The 17,807-nt window shown below is 57.7% G+C and carries 16 protein-coding genes; 14 read left to right on the top strand and 2 right to left on the bottom strand.

Annotated features, from left to right (window positions below):
* The first annotated feature begins 379 nt into the window (after positions 1–379).
* The 14 genes from ACIPY9_RS14040 to ACIPY9_RS13975 all read left to right on the top strand — a co-directional run bounded on the left by ACIPY9_RS14040 (position 380) and on the right by ACIPY9_RS13975 (position 11,098).
* Positions 380–1,303 carry a sigma 54-interacting transcriptional regulator gene (locus tag ACIPY9_RS14040; protein ID WP_400701984.1) on the top strand — a complete coding sequence of 308 codons (924 nt, stop codon included), beginning with the start codon at positions 380–382 and terminating at the stop codon, positions 1,301–1,303.
* A gap of 115 nt (positions 1,304–1,418) precedes the next feature.
* Positions 1,419–1,625 (top strand): ATP-dependent helicase HrpA, encoded by a 207-nt coding sequence (locus ACIPY9_RS14035; RefSeq protein ID WP_400701981.1) that lies wholly within the window; start codon positions 1,419–1,421, stop codon positions 1,623–1,625.
* Between the two features lie 68 nt (positions 1,626–1,693).
* A complete protein-coding gene (locus tag ACIPY9_RS14030; protein ID WP_400701978.1) occupies positions 1,694–2,662 on the top strand; it encodes a DNA-binding protein in 969 nt (322 codons plus the stop codon).
* A gap of 35 nt (positions 2,663–2,697) precedes the next feature.
* Positions 2,698–3,060 carry a type III secretion system inner rod subunit SctI gene (gene sctI / locus ACIPY9_RS14025; RefSeq protein WP_400701975.1) on the top strand — a complete coding sequence of 121 codons (363 nt, stop codon included), beginning with the start codon at positions 2,698–2,700 and terminating at the stop codon, positions 3,058–3,060.
* Positions 3,061–3,070: 10 nt separating this feature from the next.
* A complete protein-coding gene (gene sctJ, locus ACIPY9_RS14020; RefSeq protein WP_400701972.1) occupies positions 3,071–3,859 on the top strand; it encodes a type III secretion system inner membrane ring lipoprotein SctJ in 789 nt (262 codons plus the stop codon).
* A complete protein-coding gene (locus ACIPY9_RS14015; protein ID WP_400701969.1) occupies positions 3,856–4,479 on the top strand; it encodes a hypothetical protein in 624 nt (207 codons plus the stop codon). The genes sctJ and ACIPY9_RS14015 overlap by 4 nt, the downstream gene beginning before the upstream one ends.
* Positions 4,445–5,023: a type III secretion system stator protein SctL gene (gene sctL, locus ACIPY9_RS14010; RefSeq protein ID WP_400701966.1), complete on the top strand. Its 579-nt coding sequence runs from the start codon at positions 4,445–4,447 to the stop codon at positions 5,021–5,023. Before ACIPY9_RS14015 ends, sctL begins: the two co-directional genes overlap by 35 nt.
* Before the next feature lie 70 nt (positions 5,024–5,093).
* Positions 5,094–5,315, top strand: coding sequence for a serine kinase (locus tag ACIPY9_RS14005; protein ID WP_400701963.1), 222 nt, complete (start codon positions 5,094–5,096; stop codon positions 5,313–5,315).
* Positions 5,302–5,715 (top strand): type III secretion system chaperone, encoded by a 414-nt coding sequence (locus ACIPY9_RS14000; RefSeq protein WP_400701960.1) that lies wholly within the window; start codon positions 5,302–5,304, stop codon positions 5,713–5,715. Before ACIPY9_RS14005 ends, ACIPY9_RS14000 begins: the two co-directional genes overlap by 14 nt.
* A gap of 58 nt (positions 5,716–5,773) precedes the next feature.
* Entirely contained in the window at positions 5,774–7,726 is a 1,953-nt protein-coding gene (gene sctC / locus ACIPY9_RS13995) for a type III secretion system outer membrane ring subunit SctC (protein WP_400701957.1), read from the top strand.
* Positions 7,727–8,022: 296 nt separating this feature from the next.
* The gene (locus ACIPY9_RS13990; protein WP_400701954.1) at positions 8,023–8,376 is read left to right on the top strand and encodes a negative regulator of hrp expression HrpV; all 354 of its coding nucleotides are present in this window, start codon (positions 8,023–8,025) and stop codon (positions 8,374–8,376) included.
* A gap of 100 nt (positions 8,377–8,476) precedes the next feature.
* Positions 8,477–8,875 (top strand): type III secretion system chaperone, encoded by a 399-nt coding sequence (locus ACIPY9_RS13985; RefSeq protein WP_400701951.1) that lies wholly within the window; start codon positions 8,477–8,479, stop codon positions 8,873–8,875.
* Positions 8,876–9,018: 143 nt separating this feature from the next.
* Complete coding sequence (locus tag ACIPY9_RS13980; RefSeq protein ID WP_400701948.1) at positions 9,019–10,761, top strand: pectate lyase; 1,743 nt, start codon at positions 9,019–9,021, stop codon at positions 10,759–10,761.
* Position 10,762: 1 nt separating this feature from the next.
* Entirely contained in the window at positions 10,763–11,098 is a 336-nt protein-coding gene (locus tag ACIPY9_RS13975) for an HrpW-specific chaperone (RefSeq protein WP_400701945.1), read from the top strand.
* A gap of 393 nt (positions 11,099–11,491) precedes the next feature.
* On the opposite strand, the gene ACIPY9_RS13970 is transcribed toward ACIPY9_RS13975, so the two are convergent.
* Both ACIPY9_RS13970 and ACIPY9_RS13965 read right to left on the bottom strand, forming a co-directional pair.
* Positions 11,492–12,100 (bottom strand): aspartyl/asparaginyl beta-hydroxylase domain-containing protein, encoded by a 609-nt coding sequence (locus ACIPY9_RS13970; RefSeq protein WP_400701942.1) that lies wholly within the window; start codon positions 12,098–12,100, stop codon positions 11,492–11,494.
* A 110-nt stretch (positions 12,101–12,210) separates the two neighbouring features.
* Positions 12,211–17,772, bottom strand: a complete 5,562-nt coding sequence (locus ACIPY9_RS13965) for an AvrE-family type 3 secretion system effector (protein WP_400701939.1) — start codon at positions 17,770–17,772, stop codon at positions 12,211–12,213.
* Positions 17,773–17,807: the final 35 nt, after the last annotated feature.

Here is a 17,807-nt window from a genome sequence, read left to right as displayed (position 1 = left end):
CAGGTTATGAAATACGGTGACTAAGTGATGGGAAATAATACGGTCGTTTAATCCCGTGTTCGGAAAACCGAATAAGAGTGCACTGTTTCCTTCATAAAAGGCTGGTTTCTTACAGGCATGGAAAAGTTCAGGAGGTGGCATCGAGGCAATGATGCTTTCGTCTTGCTTTACATGTTGCTTGTCATGTCGCCGTCGCGACAGAGAAATTAATGGATGTAATAGAAAATCAAAACGGGATAATTGTTCGGCGTTAATTTAAAGTACACCGTTTCACGGTGTCGTCGGGCGCCGACAGCGTGCGGATAGCCGTATCCGAGGTATTCCTGATATTCAGCGGAAGTGTTTATCATCGCAAGGGGATTGGATGAATGAGGGCTCTATGAATAATGACTCTTCACAGATGGAGCATGAGGTCCTCGATATCTTTGGCACATTGCAGTCTTTTATCCGCAAGGCAGCTCCGCTCAGCGTCGATATGGTGCTGGAGGGTGAGACAGGTACTGGCAAGGACACACTAGCCCGACGAATTCACCAATTGTCCGGGCGTGAAGGGCCTCTGGTTGCACTCAACTGTGCTGCCGTGCCGGAGCAACTGGCCGAAAGTGAGCTTTTCGGCGTGATGGCGGGCGCTTATACCGGCGCATCCAAGTCGCGAGCCGGCTATATCGAGGCCTCTCACAACGGGACGCTGTACCTGGATGAGATCGACAGCATGCCGCTGCTGCTGCAGGCCAAGTTGCTGCGCGTTCTGGAAATGCGTGGAATAGAGCGCCTGGGGTCGACGCGTTTCGTCGCCTTGAACCTGCGTGTCATCGTGGCGACACAGACGCCTCTGGAAAAGCTGGTCGAAGAGGGCAAGTTTCGCCGGGACCTGTTCTTTCGCCTCAATGTCATCAAGATTCAGCTGCCGACCCTGCGTTCGCGCCTTGACCATCTCCCCCTGCTTTTCGAGCGTTTCGTCATGGAGACGGCCCGCAAGCATCACCAGCCCGTTCCATCCAGGGATCCCCAGATTCTCAACCGTCTGCTCAGTCACCGCTGGCCCGGCAATATCCGGGAGCTCAAGTGTGCGGCCGAGCGCTTTGTCCTGGGCATGTCGCCCCTGGGCTGTGACGACGATCCGCATACGGAGCGCAGCGCTCATCTCAAGAGCTACCTGCGCCAGTTCGAGAAGGCGCTCATCCAGGACTGCCTGTCACGTCACCCCAAATGCATCGAGTCAGTGATCAGCGAACTGGGCATTCCCCGACGTACTCTTTACCACCGCATGAAAAGTCTCAGTATCAACTCTCCGGAGCCGTAAACTTATTTCTCACCTCTTTCATGACTCGTCATGGAACCGCTTCTGAGAATCGACCACTCAATGATCGAACACTACTTCAGTGTTCAAACATTCTCGATGATCAGGAGTAATAACTATGGCTGGTACTGCTTCCCTCGGCGCTTCGATGTCTGCAATGACCATGATGGACCAAACCGCTGCTGCGACCACAATGATGAACGCCGAAGCCCAATCGAACAAGATGCAAACAGATACCATTAACGGTATCGCCAGCGCCTACCAGGATTCTGCCACCAAGGCGCAGAACGCTGCTCAGCAAACCGGTAAGGCGATCAACTACTAAGTGGTTGTCGTGCCCTCCTGGTTCACCCAGGAGGGCTTCAACCTGTTCGGTTTTCAAGGAGTGGATTTATGTTTTCTTCTTCGATAAGCGTTCCGCAGAGCAGCACTTTCCAGAGTACTTTCGCCAGTACTCAGATGACGAGCATGCAGTCCGATTCCAACGGTACTGCCGGCAAGATCGCTTCGTTGCTCGGCGACACCATGTTTGAAAAATCCGGAAGCGGCGCCAACATTCGCGACACGGATAATCCTTTGCTCGGCATGGTTGCCGACTATATGGATCGCAACCCTGACCAGTTCGGGAAACCGGACGATGCCAATGGCAAGGTCAATGGCTGGCGTGATGAGTTGTCGGAAGACAAATACCTGAACAGCGATGAGAAAGAGGCTTTCACCAAAGGCCTGGAAGGTCTCATCAATGAATTCCTGAGCGGTGGCTCCAAGGGGCAGAACGTAACGGGGAACTCAGGTTTCGGTACCGGCAACACCGGTTTCGGCACAGGCAACAACACCGGCACCCGCTCTTCCTCGGGCTGTGGCGGTTCCAACGCTGCCAGCAACAGCTCTTCCGGTGGTGGTCTGCAAGAGCTGCTGGCCGCCTTGCTCGGCAGCCTGGGGGAGGAAAAGCTCGACAACCTGCTGACCCCCAACACCAGCCCGAACGCCAAGAGCGGTCAGATGAGCTTCAACTTCGAGGATAAAGACGTTCTCAAGGAGATCTCACGCTTCATGGACATGCATCCGGAAGAGTTCGGAAAACCGGACGGCAAGTCGAAGGACTGGATGGGCGAGCTGTCCGAGGGCGATAACGTCATGTCCAAGGCCGAAAGCGAGCAGTTCCAGAAAGCCATCAACATGATCAAGGGCGAAATCAAGGACAGTGCTCAAGGCAACTCGCTGGGCGGTCTGTTTCCCAATGCGGAGCAGAATTTCCAGAACGGCGGCGCTGGCAACACCTTGAAGACCGACGCCAGCATTGCGGCAGGCAATGTGCTGTCCGTTCTCGTGCAGCAAAGCGTCACCGACTACCGCGGTTGATCTGTAAACCTTCGTCTTGGCAGGAGAGAGCAAACATGGCTGTTACACGCGTATCAACTCATCACGCTGGTCTATTCGATACAGAGGTAACGTCGCCAGGGCCGACTCCTGTCGAGGCGGACATTGCCTGGTTCAATGCCGCCATGCGCTCGGCAGATCCCAAGCCTGCCAGTGACTCGCAGATGCTGGTATCGCCCATCTCCAAGGCATCGACGGCTTATCAGAAAGAGTCTGAAAAGGTCGATCGCGAATTGCAGCGTGCCGCCAGGTCGACCGACCCGAAAATGGCCCTGGATGCCAACCGTTCACTGTCATCGTTCTACCTGGAAAGCCTGTTGAGTGCCAAGCTGGTGAGCAAGGCCGCCCAGAGCGTGGAAAAACTGACCAGTCTGCAATAAGGCCCTGACTATGCACCCCAAGGCAATCAGGCTGGCCATCCTTATGCTTGTGGCGTTATTGATGGCCGGTTGCGGCGACCGCATGGAGCTGCATCGCGATCTGACCGAGCAGGACGCCAACGAAGTGTTGGCTGAGCTGGCGGGTAAAAACATTGATGCGCAAAAGCGCCTGGACAAGGGGGGCGTTGCAGTCCTGGTGTCTACCCAGGATATTTCCCGTGCCGTCAAGGTGCTGGAGGCCGTGGGCCTGCCGCGTCGTTCACGCTCCACGCTGGGGGAAGTCTTCCGCAAGGAAGGGGTCATTTCCTCTCCGCTCGAAGAGCGTGCGCGTTACATCTATGCGTTATCGCAGGAGCTGGAACAGACCCTGTCGCAGATCGATGGCGTGGTGGTTGCCCGGGTGCATGTGGTGCTGCCTGAACGGATTGCGCCGGGAGAGCCGGTGCAGCCGGCTTCGGCGGCGGTGTTCATCAAATACCGTAACGATCTGGAGCCCGACAGTGTGCTGCCCCGCATACGCCGGATGGTTGCCAGCAGCATTCCCGGCATGGCCAATGCGGACGAGAAAAAACTGGCGGTGGTGTTTGTTCCTGCGCAGGACTACCAGGAGTCTGTGCCGCTGGTCAGTTTCGGGCCTTTCACGATGACGCGCGAACGCCTGGAGTTCTTGCAGTGGATAGCGGTGCTTTGCACCTTCGGCATCGTTCTGCTGCTGGCCGGGCTCTGGGTGCTGAATCCGCAATGGCGACAACGCTTCAAACCTCGGCCGACAACGGCTGTGGCGGAGCCGCCGAAATGAACGTGAGTGAACAGCAGGCGCTGGTCTGGGTGTGTTGGTGGACACAGGGCTGGCGTCAGGCCCACGACAGCTGGCGGTTGCCCGATTCGACCGGTATCAGCGAGTCGACCCTGAACCTGTTGGGGCAGGTCGATGATGCGCTGGTCGATCGCTGCCTTGGCATGACCTCGACACTTCCTCCGGCTCCCGATGCACTGTTGTTGCCCTTGCTGGAGTTGAGCCAGGAGCAATGGGCACTGGCGCTCGAACTGTGCGTAAGTATCTGTGCCGGTAGCCGGCGACCACGGCCCGATACCTTGAACGAGTCAGCCTGGCTCTGGTGTCGACGGTTGGGCAGGGCCTTGCAGCCCGGGTCCTGGCTGCCGGTTGACTGGGATGCCCGACAGCCTCGGGTTGCCGGGTTGAGCCTGTTGAAAGCATGGGTCGGTGACCGGCTCTGGCAACGACTGCGGGTCAAGTTCGCTCGCGATGCAGTGGATCAGGCCGAAAACCTGTCATGCGATGACATACCCCAGGCCAGATTGTGTGCCCTGTGGCAGGCCGTGGGCGGGTACGTTTTGAACACTAGCATTGAAGGAAGCCCATATGCTGACGAGTCGCAGCCTGACCCTGACCAATAACAGGCCCACGGTCAACGAGCCGCTTTTACGACGCGAAGTGCTGGAGCACTGCCGGCTTGCCGATGAGCTGCTGGACGATGCCCGGGCCCGTGCCGATGAAATCCTGGCCAGCGCCCATGCCGAGGCTCAGGCCTTGCGCGAAAGCTGTGAGCAAGAGACCCGTGCCCAGGTCTGGGAGCAAGCTCAGTCACTGCTCGATGATCTGCGTCAGCAACGGGAACAGTCATTGGCAAGTATCGTCGAGGTTGCGCAGGAACTGGTGGGTCAGGCCCTGCAGGTGGTGCTGGATGAGTTGCCGGACGAGCAGCGAATCGGCGCGGTCCTGCGGCAGTTGACGTCGGCCAGTCCCAACCAGGAAACGGCGTCGATCTATTGCCACCCCGATCAGATCCCCACGCTTGCCCAGAGCCTCGAGGCGCACGGGCAACAGGGATGGGCAGTGCGAGGCGATCCGAACATGGACCCTGATGCAATCAGCCTGCGCACCGAACATGGAGATTTCAGTTTGAGCTGGAGTGCCTTGCAGCAGCATATCTGGCCTTGAACTGATGGTTCTGGAACCAAAACCCTGGGCTTTCCACTCAGTCATGAATTCCCGAACCAGGAGTGTCACCATGCTTTCTTCCGATGCACTAAGACGCCGTCTCGACAACAACTTTGAAAACGCTCAAAAGGATCTGGATTCGGCGGCATTGAGTCTGGACGCCTTTTCCCCTGATGACTGGCATGCCTTCAACTCGGCCATCCGGCAGTCTTCGACCGCCAGTTGGGCCGTGAACCAGGAGGTGGTGGTCAAGCACAACCTGGCCAAGGCAATCATCAATGAAATCCGTTGATCTGATTGCTGCTGTCGAGCGTTGGCTCGACAGCAGCGATGCCGTCTTGCTACTGCAGGTCGATCAGCAGCCGTTGAGCATCAAGCGCAGTGCCGGAGGGTTGACCTATATCGCCCCTCTGAGCATGGCGTGGCGGGGCGGCGATGCGGGTCTGGAAGCGGCATTGCGCCTTTCCGGGCCCAGCATCAGGCGCTTTCGCGCCGCGCTGGCACTCGACCCCGATACGAATCACCTTTGCCTTGTGCAGCATCAGCCGTTTCAAAGCACGGCCGTCGTCATCCATGCCATCGAAGCGCTGGTCAACCAGCGCGATGTCTGGGAGTCGATGCTTGAACCCGTGGCTGTATCGCCTCCAAGGCATTTCGTTCGTCCTTTAGCACTGGGAGGCTCTTATGTTTAAGCAATGCCTGAAACGACTGTGCTGTTTTGCGCTGCTGTGCCTGCAGGCAGAGGTGGCCATGGCTGCAGTCCCTGAAGAGTGGCGCCAGTCTGCCTATGCCTACGAGGCGGCTCAGACGCCCTTGACGACTGTGCTGAAGGATTTTGCCAGCTCCTATGGCGTAGGGCTGGAGATGAATGGCGTCGGTGGTGTGGTCGATGCAAAGATTCGGGCCGGCAATGCCCAGGAATTCCTGGATCGCATGGCCCTGGAACATCAATTTCAGTGGTTCCTGTACAACGGCAAGTTGTACGTGAGCCCGCAGTCGGGGCAGGTATCGCAACGGCTGGAAGTCTCGTCCGATGCCGCTCCCGACCTGAAGCAGGCGCTGACGGATATCGGCCTGCTGGACAAGCGTTTTGGCTGGGGTGAACTGCCCGATGAAGGCGTGGTGCTGGTCAGTGGTCCTGCTCGTTATGTTGAGCTGATTCGCGGGTTCAGCAAGGAAAAGGCCAAGCCCGAAGAAAAGCAGCAGGTCATGATGTTCTCGTTGCGTTATGCCGCGGTGGCCGATCGCGAGATCCACTATCGCGAACAAAGCATCACCATTCCCGGTGTCGCGACACTGCTCGATGGCCTGCTCGAAAGCAAGCAGCACCTGCCGCCGTCCCCCCAGGACCCGATGGCCAATATTCAAGCCATGCAGGGTATGGCCGATATCGGTCGTAACAAGATCATCAACCTGGCCACTGACCGGACAGCTTCGCGTGACAAGGCAAAGCCCACTAAAACGTCGAGCAATCGCCGGGTGGTTGCCGATGTGCGCAATAACGCTGTGCTGATCTACGACAACCCGGACAAACGCGAGATTTATCAGCAACTGGTTCAGCAGCTGGATCAACCGAGCAATCTGGTGGAAATCGACGCAATCATTCTGGACATCGATCGCAATCAATTGAGCAACCTGGAATCTCGCTGGTCGGCTCGGGCCGGTTCGGTGAACTTTGGCAGTTCGTTGCTGACCGGCGGCTCGGCCACTCTGTCCATCAATGATTTCGACCGCTTCTTCGCTGACATTCAGGCGCTGGAAGGGCAGGGTGTGGCGTCGGTGATTGCCAGACCTTCGGTGCTGACCCTGGAAAACCAGCCCGCTGTCATCGACTTCAGCCGTACGGCCTATATCACGGCCACCGGTGAGCGAGTCGCCAACGTTCAATCGGTCACGGCAGGTACCAGCCTGCAGGTGATCCCCAGAACCATCTCCGGTGCACAACCCAGCCGTTTTCAGTTGATCGTCGATATCGAGGACGGCCAGCTCGACCGCTCTCGCGACAGCGATACGCCCGATGTGAAGCGTGGTACGGTCAGCACGCAGGCCGTGATCAGTGAAAACCGCTCGCTGGTCATCGGCGGGTTCCATGTGGACGAGACAGGCCAGCGCCAGGATAAGGTGCCCGTGCTGGGGGACATACCGCTGCTGGGGTCGCTCTTTACATCCCGGCGTCAGGAGGTGTCGCGACGCGAGCGCCTGTTCATCCTGACGCCACGGCTGATTGGCGACCAGATCGATCCTGCACGCTACATCGCGACCGAAAACCGTCCGCAACTGGACAAGGCGCTTGCCCAGAGTGGATCTCCCAATAGTCGGGAACGCAAGAAAATGGCCATCTCCAAAGCCTTTGCCGACCTGGTCAAGGGGCGCATTCCGGTTGATGTCAAAGAGTCATCATCTGGTGCGTCTCTGAAGGACCTGTGTAGAGTGGACAGCACTTTCTCGATCGATCCTTCCCGGGGTCAATGGTTTGGCGGGGACGGGTTCGATATTTCGGTGGGCGTCGTCCGTAACAACAGTTCCAGGGTCCAGGATTTCCCACTGGCATCCTGCTCGGGAGGTCGTACACTTGCTGTAACAATGTTGCCCATTGCGCGTCTGCAACCGGGTCAGTCAACTGAAGTCTTTGTGGCAACAAGGCCGGTTGCGACTACAGCGACACCGGCCAGCCCTGCCAGAGTATCAATACTGCCCCCTTGAAACAGATGTTGCAGAAAAGGGTTGCAGGTCGGCGATGCCTGTTTGTTAAACCCATTACCACCGTACTTTCAGGGCCGAATTCAGTACAGTCCATTTGTAGGGAGAATCCGAAATGAAGTTGGTACATGCCTGTGCCTTGTTTATGGTTACTCTATTGTTGAGTGCTTGTGCGACAATGCAAACATCTTGTTTTGCCAGTGATTGTCAGCAAGTTGACGCCAATAGTTCAAACCTTAAAGTTTGGTGGACACCTGAATTGCGTAACGACGCAACTGAATACACTACGGTACATTTGAATGACTGAAACGATTCTGCGTAGTACCGACCAGCGAGACTTTTTCGTCAGTATCGGCGAGCAGCGGCCGAGTACGTGGCAGTGGGCTCCAGGGATCGATTTCGTGTATCGCAGGGATAGCGTGGGCTGGGGGCTGGCGCTGATGATCGAGCGCAAGGCCCAGCGGCCCAATCTGTTTTCCGATACCCTCAAGCGGCGTTTCGAGAATGTCGAGTCATATGATGGTTATTATATTTGCCTCGACAATCAGCAACGCTTCGTCGTCTGGCATGAACTGGATCTTGATTACCGGCGGGAAGACACGTTGCAGGGCCTGCTCAGTGAGTTCCTGACACTGGCCGGGTTTAAACACTAATTTCAGAATATTTATTCCAGCGGGAACCGCTCGCCATTAATTTTCCACTCACTTGTCGCTGCGGCTCCATTTGCACAACGACAAACTTGAGGAAAATTTAATGGCGAACTCTCATCGTGACGTGCAACGTTTTATTGCGCGTTTAAGTGAAACACTCGGTACATCTCTAACCCTCCAAAATGGCGTCTGCGCGTTGTATGACAGCCAGAATCGTCAGGCTGCCGTTATCGAAGTGGCCAGGCACAGTGAAAACGTGGTTATTCATTGCCGTCTGGGACAAGTGCGCAAGAGTTCGGAAAACTTGCAGCGCTTGCTCAACATCAACTTCGACGTTGCCAGCCTTCGTGGCTGCTGGCTGGCCCTGGACCAGCAAGAGCTGCGCCTCTGCACCCAGCATGAACTGGCTCATCTCGATGAGGGGCGTTTCTGCGACCTGGTCAATGGTTTCATGACCCAGGTGCAGCAGACCCGTACCACCGTTCAACCCTTGCTCAATTGATTCGTTGCCTGGGAACCGCTTGTCGGTTGTTGCCACACAACGATGAGTGCCATCACGAGAGAGAACTTGTTGGTGGCACCACCGGCCACGACGGTGCTGCTTGTCGTACTCCGGACACACTCAATGATGGAGCGAGGTAGAAAATGTCTGATATCGCGGGTATTTCGGGTTTTTCCCAAAACGGTCTTTCCGGCCTGTCAGGGCTTTCCGGGCAATCGAGCCTGGGGCTTGGCGCCTCTGCTACTGGTGCCGGGCAAGGCGGTCAGTCCAGCCTTGAACAGCTGGCAAGCATGCTGGCCGATATGTTGCTCAGCTCGGGTTCCGGCTCCGGTTCCGGTGCTGGACAGGCGGCGGGGGGTGGTGCTGGCAAGTCGGGTGACGCGGGGCAAAGCAGCATCGACGAGCTGTTGCAATCCCTCAAAGGCAATGGCCAGAAGGACGGAAGTGGCACCAAGGACGCCGGAGCGACCGGCGAGGACTCCTCCAAGGAACTGCTGACCCAGGTCCTGATGGCCCTGTTTGAAAAAATTCTGGGTGGTTCGGACTCCTCGTCGGGCACTGGCGAAGGCGGCGGTACCGGCACTGGCTCGGGTTCGGGTTCGGGAGGCGGTTCTCCTGTCAGCGGCGCAGGCAATGGCGGTGGCGGTACCGGTGGTACTCAAGGCGCCGGTGGCGGCACGGGTCTCGATTCGTTGGGTGGCGGCCAGGGCCTGGGCGGTACTCAGGGTGCTGGTGGCACCGGTAGTGGCTCCAGCGTCGAAGACCTGGTCAATACCCTGATGAAAAGCCTGGGCGGCGGTTCGCTGGATAACTCCATCCAGCCGACCTCCGATGGCGGTGGCCAGGTTTCCCAGGACGAAAAGCTCAAGGAACTGCTGGAATTGATTGCCCAGTTCATGGACAGCCATCCGGACACCTTCAATCAACCGTCTGACACGTCCAGCAAAGGCGGAAGCGGTGGTGGCAGCGGCGGCGGTGGCGGTGGCACTCCATCGATTGGTGGCGGTGGTGGTGGCGGTACTCCGTCCATTGGTGGTGAGGGTGGTGGCGGCGGTGGGGGTACTCCATCTATCGGCGGTGGTACCCCATCGATCGGTGGCGGCGGTGGTGGCGGTACCCCATCGATTGGTGGCGGCGGTGGTGGCGGTACTCCATCGATCGGTGGTGAAGGTGGCGGTACTACTCCATCCATTGGTGGTACTACTCCGACCACGACACCTGGAACCGGCAGCCCGGTGAGCACCGGTGCCGCACCATCCGCTTTCCCGGTCGCTTCGAGCAACCCAACGGTAGTCAATGAAACCATCAAGGTGGGTCCGGGCGAAGTGTTTGATGGCGAAAACCAGACCTTTACTGCTGGCCCTAGCCTGGGCGATGGCGGACAGGGTGAAGGCCAGAAGCCAATCTTCGAGCTGGCTGAAGGCGCAACCCTGAAGAACGTAGTCTTCGGTGACAACGCGGCCGATGGCGTGCACGTGCGTGCTGGCAACAGTGACGCTGTCAACGTCGATAACGTGCACTGGACCAACGTCGGTGAAGACGCGCTGACCGTGAAGGGTGAGGGTGGTGCCGATGTCACCAACCTGAACATCACCAACAGCTCGGCCCAGGGTGCCAATGACAAGATCTTCCAGCTCAATGCCGACGCCAACGTGAAGGTTGACGGCTTCAAGGCCAATGACTTCGGCACCTTCATGCGCACCAACGGTGGGCAGCAAGGTAACTGGAACCTGGACCTGAAGAACATCGACGCTGAAAACGGCAAGTTCTCCTTCGTCAAGAGCGACAGCGAAAACCTGAACCTGACCACCGGCGGCATCAACCTGAAGAACGTAGAGCACCCTTACGACAAGCTGACCTCTACGACCAAGCACACGGAGGTCTGATATGACCGTTACGCAACAACAGGAAACACCGGAGGAGACCTCCTGGGCTTCTCTGGTGCGCAAGGGCGGGTACCTGACGCCTGCTCAGCGTCAGGCGTTTGAAAATGCGATCGCTCTGGTCAACGAGCGTTTGCAGGCGACTCTCGATAAGCCGGGCAACCGGGTCAATGGGCAGTTCAGTCTGAACAACTACATTGACAGTCTGGAGTCGGAGTTCAAGCGTGATGCCGGTTCCGACGAGCTGCGCGGCGATGCTTCGCTGACGGCTTTCTGGATCGTGCGGTTGCTGGCGGATCGTCTGCTTGAAGCAGCGGGTGCCAGGCCTGTCCTGCATTGATCGTGCAGATGGCGGGAAACAAAACGGGCTCTTGAAGAGCCCGTTTTTTATTGGGCGGCGTTTAAACGGCAGGGCCGGATTTACCTGTAGGACCGGATTTATCCGGGAAAGCGGTGTATCAGGCCACATCCCGGCCAAGGCCTTTCGCGAGTGAGCGGAGCGCCGCTCGATTCTCGTTCATCAAGCAAAACGCAACATCATGATTTACATCCCTTCTGTGGAAGCGAATTCATTCGTGAGAGGCCTGCGAAGTTGAAGAACATCTATCGCCTTCAATGACGTCTCGCGAATAAATTCGCTCCTGCCTTATTGGTTTATTTCCCCACCCGACAGCCATAAAAAATCCCACAGCCGTTACACGCGCCGTGGGATGAGGTGCCGCTGTGGTGGTGATCAATGCTTCATGAACTTCTCTTTCTCGAACTCCATGTAGACGATGGTGCGTGGAACCGGAGTGGCGTTGACGGCAAAGTGGTCCAGCGAACCGTCGAAGATCGCGCCTGTGCCGGGTTTCTGGTGGTAGAACTCGCCTGCCACGTTCAGGTAGGAGTAGTTGGCTTCATTGGCCGCGCTGAGGGTGATGTGCATCTGTAGCAGCCCTTCGCCTGTCAGTTCGGGGTGACGATGCAGGCTCAGGAAGCTATGAGGTGCCATGCGGGCCAGGGCCACGACTTTGATGCCTTTGAGCGGTTTGAACAGCTCAAGGGTACGGGGCATCGTTGCCTGGGCAGGGCCGATGGGGGTGTCCTTGAACAGCAATGCATATTGCGTCCAGTTCCGGTTGCCACCTTCGGCACCCCATCCCTTGAGCCAGCCGTAGTCGCCGCCCTGTTGCAGGTATTCGGTCAGTTCGTCATGGACTTGTTGATGCTGTTTGTTGGTACGGTCGATATCGAGCAGTGGCGCATCCAGAGCGGCGACCTCCTGCTGGATCACCGAGCAGTTGGTGACCAGGTTGGCCAGTTCCGGAAAATCTTCGAGTGCGTAAAAGGCGGTAGCCATCTTCAAGGTTCCTTTGAGTCAGTACGTCATAGAGCAAGTGAAGGCTCGCGGTGTAACCCTTCCTGCGCCGCGAGCCTGTTTTACATCAGTGAACAACGGGTGAAGCGTGCTTAGCTCTTGAGCTCCAGCCCGCTCTTTTTCAGGTCCTGCGCTATGGTCTTGTGTGCGTCCGACGGTCTGGAAATCTCACCGTTGACGAAGTAGGCCTTGGGTTTGTCCTGATCCTCGCCATAAGAGAAGTTCACCTTGGCCAGCGTCTTGTTCACGGCCATGGAGGCTGAACTGCTACCGCTGACCAGCGGAGTAGGGGTCGTGAAACCGTCACTCTGCGAGGCGCTCTTGAAGATCGAAATGGCCAGGACCCGCATGTTGTCGCGGTTACTGAGCAGCTCGAACATCTCTTTCTGGGTGAGGGTGCCATCACGGCTACCGGCATCGACCCTGTCGAAGACATGATCCTTGGGTTCCAGACGAACCCGTGCCAGGGTGCCGTCCGTAGCCTGGAACTGTTTGAGCAGTGACTTGAGAGCCGGGTCCTGATCGATCAGCTTGGCGATGTTTTCTGCGTTGCTGGTCTGATGGTCGCCGTAGATCACACTCATGATCTTGGAGGTGAGGTTCTGCGAGTCCAGACGTGCCAGGTTGGTGTAGTTGCTTTCAAAGCGACCGTTGTCCAGCACGCTGTGCTTGTTGACCGAAGCCTCCTGCTGGGCAGTGGAGCGTTTCAGCGATCGCAGCGCAGCGTATTGGTCGTCGTTCTCCGGCGTCTTGCTGGCGAAGAAATCATTGAGCCCTTTGAGGTGAATCTGGATCTTCTCCTTGGCGCTGGCATCCTTGTATTCGGGCTGGGTATGATCCGCCAGTCGGGTCAGTTCTGCCTTCGTGGCCTTGTCCTTGAAGGCATCGCCCAGCGAAGTGGCAAGCTTGGTCACGTTGGCCGTGGTCAGCGGTGCCGCTTCCTTGAACTGGAACTTGATCCGCTTGGTGGTCTTGTCATCGAGAGACACGGTTCCCGTGATCCCGTTGGTACTGGTAATCGCCTGGGAACCAGGTGCCGAACTCGGCGTCGGGTTGGTGTGACCGCCGACAATCTGGGCGCGGGCGAAAGCACCGACGTTGACGTTGTTGAGGCCACGAACCCGGTTCTGGGATTGTTCATCCATGCGGCTGGTGTCGTTTTCCTGACTCAGCTTCTGCCATGTGAAGTTGGCCAGGTTGACGTTGGCCGTGAAGCCTGCGCCGAATCGTGCGGCGGCTGTCAGTGGCTTGCTGTCACGGTCTGACATGCCCAGCTGGACACGAAACTCGGTGTTGAACCCCGCCGTCAGATCCACATTGACCCGCTTCATCTCATGGGCCTTGTGGTTCGCACCTTCCTTGAGAACATCCAGTGCGGTCATCTTGCCTGTGAACAGGTTGTCGACGAACTTGTCGATCTTTTCATCCGGCACGGTAAACGCTACCCCGGTACGTTCGGTATAGGTACCGGCGGCCGTTGCATCGCCACCAATCCGGAAGGCCAGAGCGCCACGTTTTTCATTGCCCAGATCGAGCGTGGTGAGTTTCGAGAAGGTGCCCGCGTCCGTGATATCCGGCAGGACATCCTTGCCGGCCCCCACGCTCCCGCTGAGCAGGTTGGCGTGCTCACGAAGCAGGTAGACCTCAACACCCTTGTCGCCACGTTCGGCAGCGAAAGCATAATTGCGTGTGTTGTTGTACTGCGCACTAGGCCATGGGCCCGGTACTTTGTTGGCAAGACTGATGAACGGTGTGCTGAGCGTCATGCCGTAGCTGCGCGAAAGGCTGATTTCGTCGTCCGGGAACTCCAGTTGCTTCAGGGCGTTCTTGAACTTGTCAGCCAGTTCTGCCTGGTCCTTGCTGTTGGTGGCCGCGCGCATGTTGACGCTGGTGGCGTGACCTGGCTTGTGGAAGCCATTGAGGAAGGCCTTGATCCCGTCGTAGGACTTTTCCAGTTGGTAATGTTCGGTAAAACCCATGTCCGAAACCTGTTTGATCGGGTTCTCGCCATAGGTCTTGTCACGCAGCTGGGTCAACTCGTTCTTGATGGCCTTTATCTGGGCGTCTTTACCGGGGCCGGCAGGGAGCTTTTCTGCCTTGTCCAGCAGTTTCCCGACATCATTCATGGTCCCGATATCCAGTGCCAGGCGTGCCTTGGTCAAGGCATGCTCGTCTGCACCGTGTCGGCGTGTATCCGCAGGTGTATCCGAATCCAGATGCCTCAGTTTCAGGCCCATGCCCTGCAGGGACTTGAGCAATGCACCGGTCGGGTTATCGGGGGAAGGGGATACCTTGTCCAGTGCGCCCTGTGTCAGAGCCATCAGGTCGTGCTTGGCTTCCTTGCGGTTGGCAGGCGGCAAAGACTCTGACTTGCTGGCTTTCTCTTTTGCCTTGGCCGTAGGTTCGCCATGAAGGTTCAGCAGGCCGGATTTTTCACCCAGGGTCATGACGGCCTTGCGGCTGTGGTTTTCCAGCTCTTCACGGAACGATTCCAGGCTTTCCGTCAGCTCCTTGCCTTCGTCCCCAAGATCCAGCTTGGCGATGCGGCTTTTCAGGTCGTTGCCGGGTGCCGGTGCCTTGCCGGGTGATTCACGGATTTCCTTCAGATCATGGAACAGCGGAGCCTGTGCCTTGTAGACGTCTGCAAGGCCATCCCGACCATTGATCTTGTGATCGAAGTAGTTCACCAGGTTCTTGGCTGGTCGCACTTCCAGGCCAGGCTGGAAAACGTGAGCCCCGATGAACTCCGATGTGCTGGATTTATGGCTCTGTTCCATACCGCTGCGGCCCAGCATGTTGGAGGTGACACGCAAGGTGCCGACTCCGGGAATGCTCTGGGTGATCATGCCGCCGTCGAGCCGCTCGAACATTTTGTTCAATTCGTTGTGGTCGGCAGGGCGATGGTCGATGGTTTGCCACTTCTTGTCTTTCAACTGGTAAGTGCCGTGACCATTCGGGTCGTTTTTCAGGGTCACGGCAAGCGTGTTATCCACCTCTGTATGCAGACTGGCTATCTCGCCCATGCGGAAGGGGATTTTCTGCCATTTGGGCTCGCCGTCGGTCTTGGGCTCAGAGGCTGTGGAGCTTGAAGGTTTGCCCTCTGTGGCAGCAGATGTCGATGGCTTGTTCTCTGCGGTTGCGGAGGTCGAAGGTTTGTTCTCTGCTGCAGTGGACGTCGACGGTTTGCTTTCTGCGGTCGTCGAGGTCGAAGGCTGGGCCTGTGCAGGTTCGGAGTCCGTGGGCTTGCTCTGCCAGTCTTCCTTGAGCATGAAGAACAGCTCGCCATTGCTGGTCGCGGCATGCACACCGTTGGCATCCAGGGTCAGATGGGCAACAGTGCCCTCCAGACCATGGCGGGTCATCTCGGTCGGGTCACCTTCCTTGTGGTGAGCGGTCATGCGGCCCGTGTCGTCAACGGCAACGAACTGCTTGTCGTTGAACATGGCGAAGTCTTTGATCACGCGACCTTCCAGGCCCCCGATGGCATCGCCCAGCTCGACCTTGGTGGAGCGTGGCGTGTCTTTCAGGTTGTGGGTGTCATTGAACGCATTCTTGCCGTAGTCGGGGGTCACTTTCAGTTCGTGAACCTGGCCGTCCTTGAGCACATACGCATTGCCATCGATGCCGCGCTTCAGGGCGTCGATGCCTTTGATGCCACTGTCTTTCCAGTCCTGGGTGGTTGAGTTCCAGGTCTGGATACTGCCATCCACGAGCCCGACACGACCGTTGCGATGCAGGTCGAGAGTGTTTTCCGGGGTAGGTGCGCTCTTGACGGGCAGGCCCTTGGTGTTTTCGAGAACCTTCACATCCGTGAGGTTCCAGCCGCTCTGGAGTTTCGAGGTCTTCTCGTCCAGTCCATGGGAGTGAACGTGTCCGGCACTGTCCTTGATCAAAGCATGCAGTTTCCCGTCATCGCCACTCATGAAGCCAGTAACCTGCTGGCGTCCACCCAGCTTGCCTTCTTCTGGCTGGTAGTTCTTTTCCGGCGAGAGTTTCAGAACGCCTGTTGCGGTCTTCAGGTCATCGCGCGAGGCGCTGTACAGCTTGCCTTCGGTATCGGAGACGAACAGGCGATCCTTGGTCAGGCCGATGCTCTTGGCTTCGGATTTGCCATCGTTGAGGTCGAGGGTGATATGCAACTCCGGTACTTCACCCATCTTGCCCAACTGGAGGGTCTGTGTGTCCTTGCCGGCGAGCATGGCCACGGTCCCGTCGGATGCGACCGAATGAGACGACAGATCCTTGAGCGTCATTTCGGTCTTTTTCTCGCTGGACAGGTTGATCAGCGAGTCGCCACTGCGGGCATAGAGCTTGCCGTCACCTTCCGTCGAGAGGCTGCTGAACTTCTTGTCGCCCGTATCGGGAAGGGGGGCCCACTTGAGCGTGGCAGGGTGGAACTGATAAAGCTTTTCATCATGCAGGCGCAGGTTCTGGCCATCGGTGTCCTGATGGGCTCCGCTCAAGTGCGCGATATGCGCCTTGTCCGGTAATGCCTGAGTGACGGTGGACAACATACCCGCGACGTTCATCGAGTTGCCCTGACGCTGCAGTTCGAGCTTGCCGGGCTTGCTGTCCGATGGCACATCCAGCGATTTACTGCTGCGCAGCAAGACGAAGGCGGTGTCGGTCTGCTTCATCTTCAGCAGGTGGCCCTTGGGTTCAAGCAAGACCTGCTCGTTACCCTTGCCGGTGCTTTGATGAGCCAGGTAGGTCTTGTCCGATTTCCCCACGGTGTTCTGGAGCAGGCTGTTCAAGGCCGGTGGGTTGAAGTTCTCGAAACTGGCCTTGCCCTTTTTGTCCAGGCTGACGGTGTTGGGTGTCGTGTTGGGTCTGACGACACGTTCAATGTTGCCGTCCAGGCCGACAAAGCGACCCCCCGGCAAATTCTTGGCCTCTCCCAGTTTAGGGGCTTCGGGCTTGGCCTGGTCCATGATGGACGGCCCCTTGCCATCGATGCCGGTGAATCTGTCGTTCGGTTTTCGGCTGCTTCTCGCGGCGTTTTTCAGTGCATCCGCATCATCCTTGGAAATCTTCGGCGAGTCGGCCTGCTTGATCTCATGACGGGATGAAGGACCGGCTTCGCTCTGGATCTCCGGGCTCTTGGTGCGTTCACTGGACTGGCTGCGCGAACCTTCCGCCTTTCTGGATTTCGAGGACTCGCCCTGAGTTTCACCCATCAGGGAACGTTCCAGCTTGCTGGTGCGCAAAGGCCAGCCCAGGCCTTCTGCTTTCGGAGCAACCGGATCATTCTGGGCGCGGGGAGTGGCCTCGGACCTGGTGTCTTCGGATTTCTTTGCTTTCGAGGATTCTGCCTTGGTGTCTCCCGTCAGGGATCGACCCATTCTATCTGCGCCTCGCGCACGCGAGCCTGCGCCCCGGACATGTTGTGCCGCAGCCTTGGCAGCCAGATCGTCGGGATCCTGAGCAGTTATTTCAGATGTTCCGCTACTCTGCACACCGATTTTGGGGGTGGCTTGCAGGTCCTGCGTCACCGGGCCGATTTTGGTCGGTGATTGCTGGCCAGTCTTGCTCAACGATGTGGCAGGGCGTTGGGTGGGTTGTTCCGGGCGCTGCTCAAGGCCTTGCGGGTTGTGGCCTGAGGAACTCGCCCCATGGATCTGGCTTGCACCAGGGTTGTTACTGATCGGAAGCATGGACATTCTCCGTGTCATGGGGTGGCCAGGACAGC

Origin of the sequence: Pseudomonas sp. NPDC089734, from assembly GCF_044748865.1 — a bacterium.
Taxonomy (GTDB): Bacteria; Pseudomonadota; Gammaproteobacteria; order Pseudomonadales; family Pseudomonadaceae; genus Aquipseudomonas.
The sequence above is the reverse complement of the archived record's forward strand: the minus strand, read 5'-3'. Positions and strand labels throughout refer to the sequence as shown.

Coding starts and splice junctions, on each gene's coding strand:
- ACIPY9_RS14040 (WP_400701984.1), top strand. CDS start 380: ATGAATAATGACTCTTCACAGATGGAGCATGAGGTCCTCGATATCTTT.
- ACIPY9_RS14035 (WP_400701981.1), top strand. CDS start 1,419: ATGGCTGGTACTGCTTCCCTCGGCGCTTCGATGTCTGCAATGACCATG.
- ACIPY9_RS14030 (WP_400701978.1), top strand. CDS start 1,694: ATGTTTTCTTCTTCGATAAGCGTTCCGCAGAGCAGCACTTTCCAGAGT.
- sctI (WP_400701975.1), top strand. CDS start 2,698: ATGGCTGTTACACGCGTATCAACTCATCACGCTGGTCTATTCGATACA.
- sctJ (WP_400701972.1), top strand. CDS start 3,071: ATGCACCCCAAGGCAATCAGGCTGGCCATCCTTATGCTTGTGGCGTTA.
- ACIPY9_RS14015 (WP_400701969.1), top strand. CDS start 3,856: ATGAACGTGAGTGAACAGCAGGCGCTGGTCTGGGTGTGTTGGTGGACA.
- sctL (WP_400701966.1), top strand. CDS start 4,445: ATGCTGACGAGTCGCAGCCTGACCCTGACCAATAACAGGCCCACGGTC.
- ACIPY9_RS14005 (WP_400701963.1), top strand. CDS start 5,094: ATGCTTTCTTCCGATGCACTAAGACGCCGTCTCGACAACAACTTTGAA.
- ACIPY9_RS14000 (WP_400701960.1), top strand. CDS start 5,302: ATGAAATCCGTTGATCTGATTGCTGCTGTCGAGCGTTGGCTCGACAGC.
- sctC (WP_400701957.1), top strand. CDS start 5,774: ATGGCTGCAGTCCCTGAAGAGTGGCGCCAGTCTGCCTATGCCTACGAG.
- ACIPY9_RS13990 (WP_400701954.1), top strand. CDS start 8,023: ATGACTGAAACGATTCTGCGTAGTACCGACCAGCGAGACTTTTTCGTC.
- ACIPY9_RS13985 (WP_400701951.1), top strand. CDS start 8,477: ATGGCGAACTCTCATCGTGACGTGCAACGTTTTATTGCGCGTTTAAGT.
- ACIPY9_RS13980 (WP_400701948.1), top strand. CDS start 9,019: ATGTCTGATATCGCGGGTATTTCGGGTTTTTCCCAAAACGGTCTTTCC.
- ACIPY9_RS13975 (WP_400701945.1), top strand. CDS start 10,763: ATGACCGTTACGCAACAACAGGAAACACCGGAGGAGACCTCCTGGGCT.
- ACIPY9_RS13970 (WP_400701942.1), bottom strand. CDS start 12,100: ATGGCTACCGCCTTTTACGCACTCGAAGATTTTCCGGAACTGGCCAAC.
- ACIPY9_RS13965 (WP_400701939.1), bottom strand. CDS start 17,772: ATGCTTCCGATCAGTAACAACCCTGGTGCAAGCCAGATCCATGGGGCG.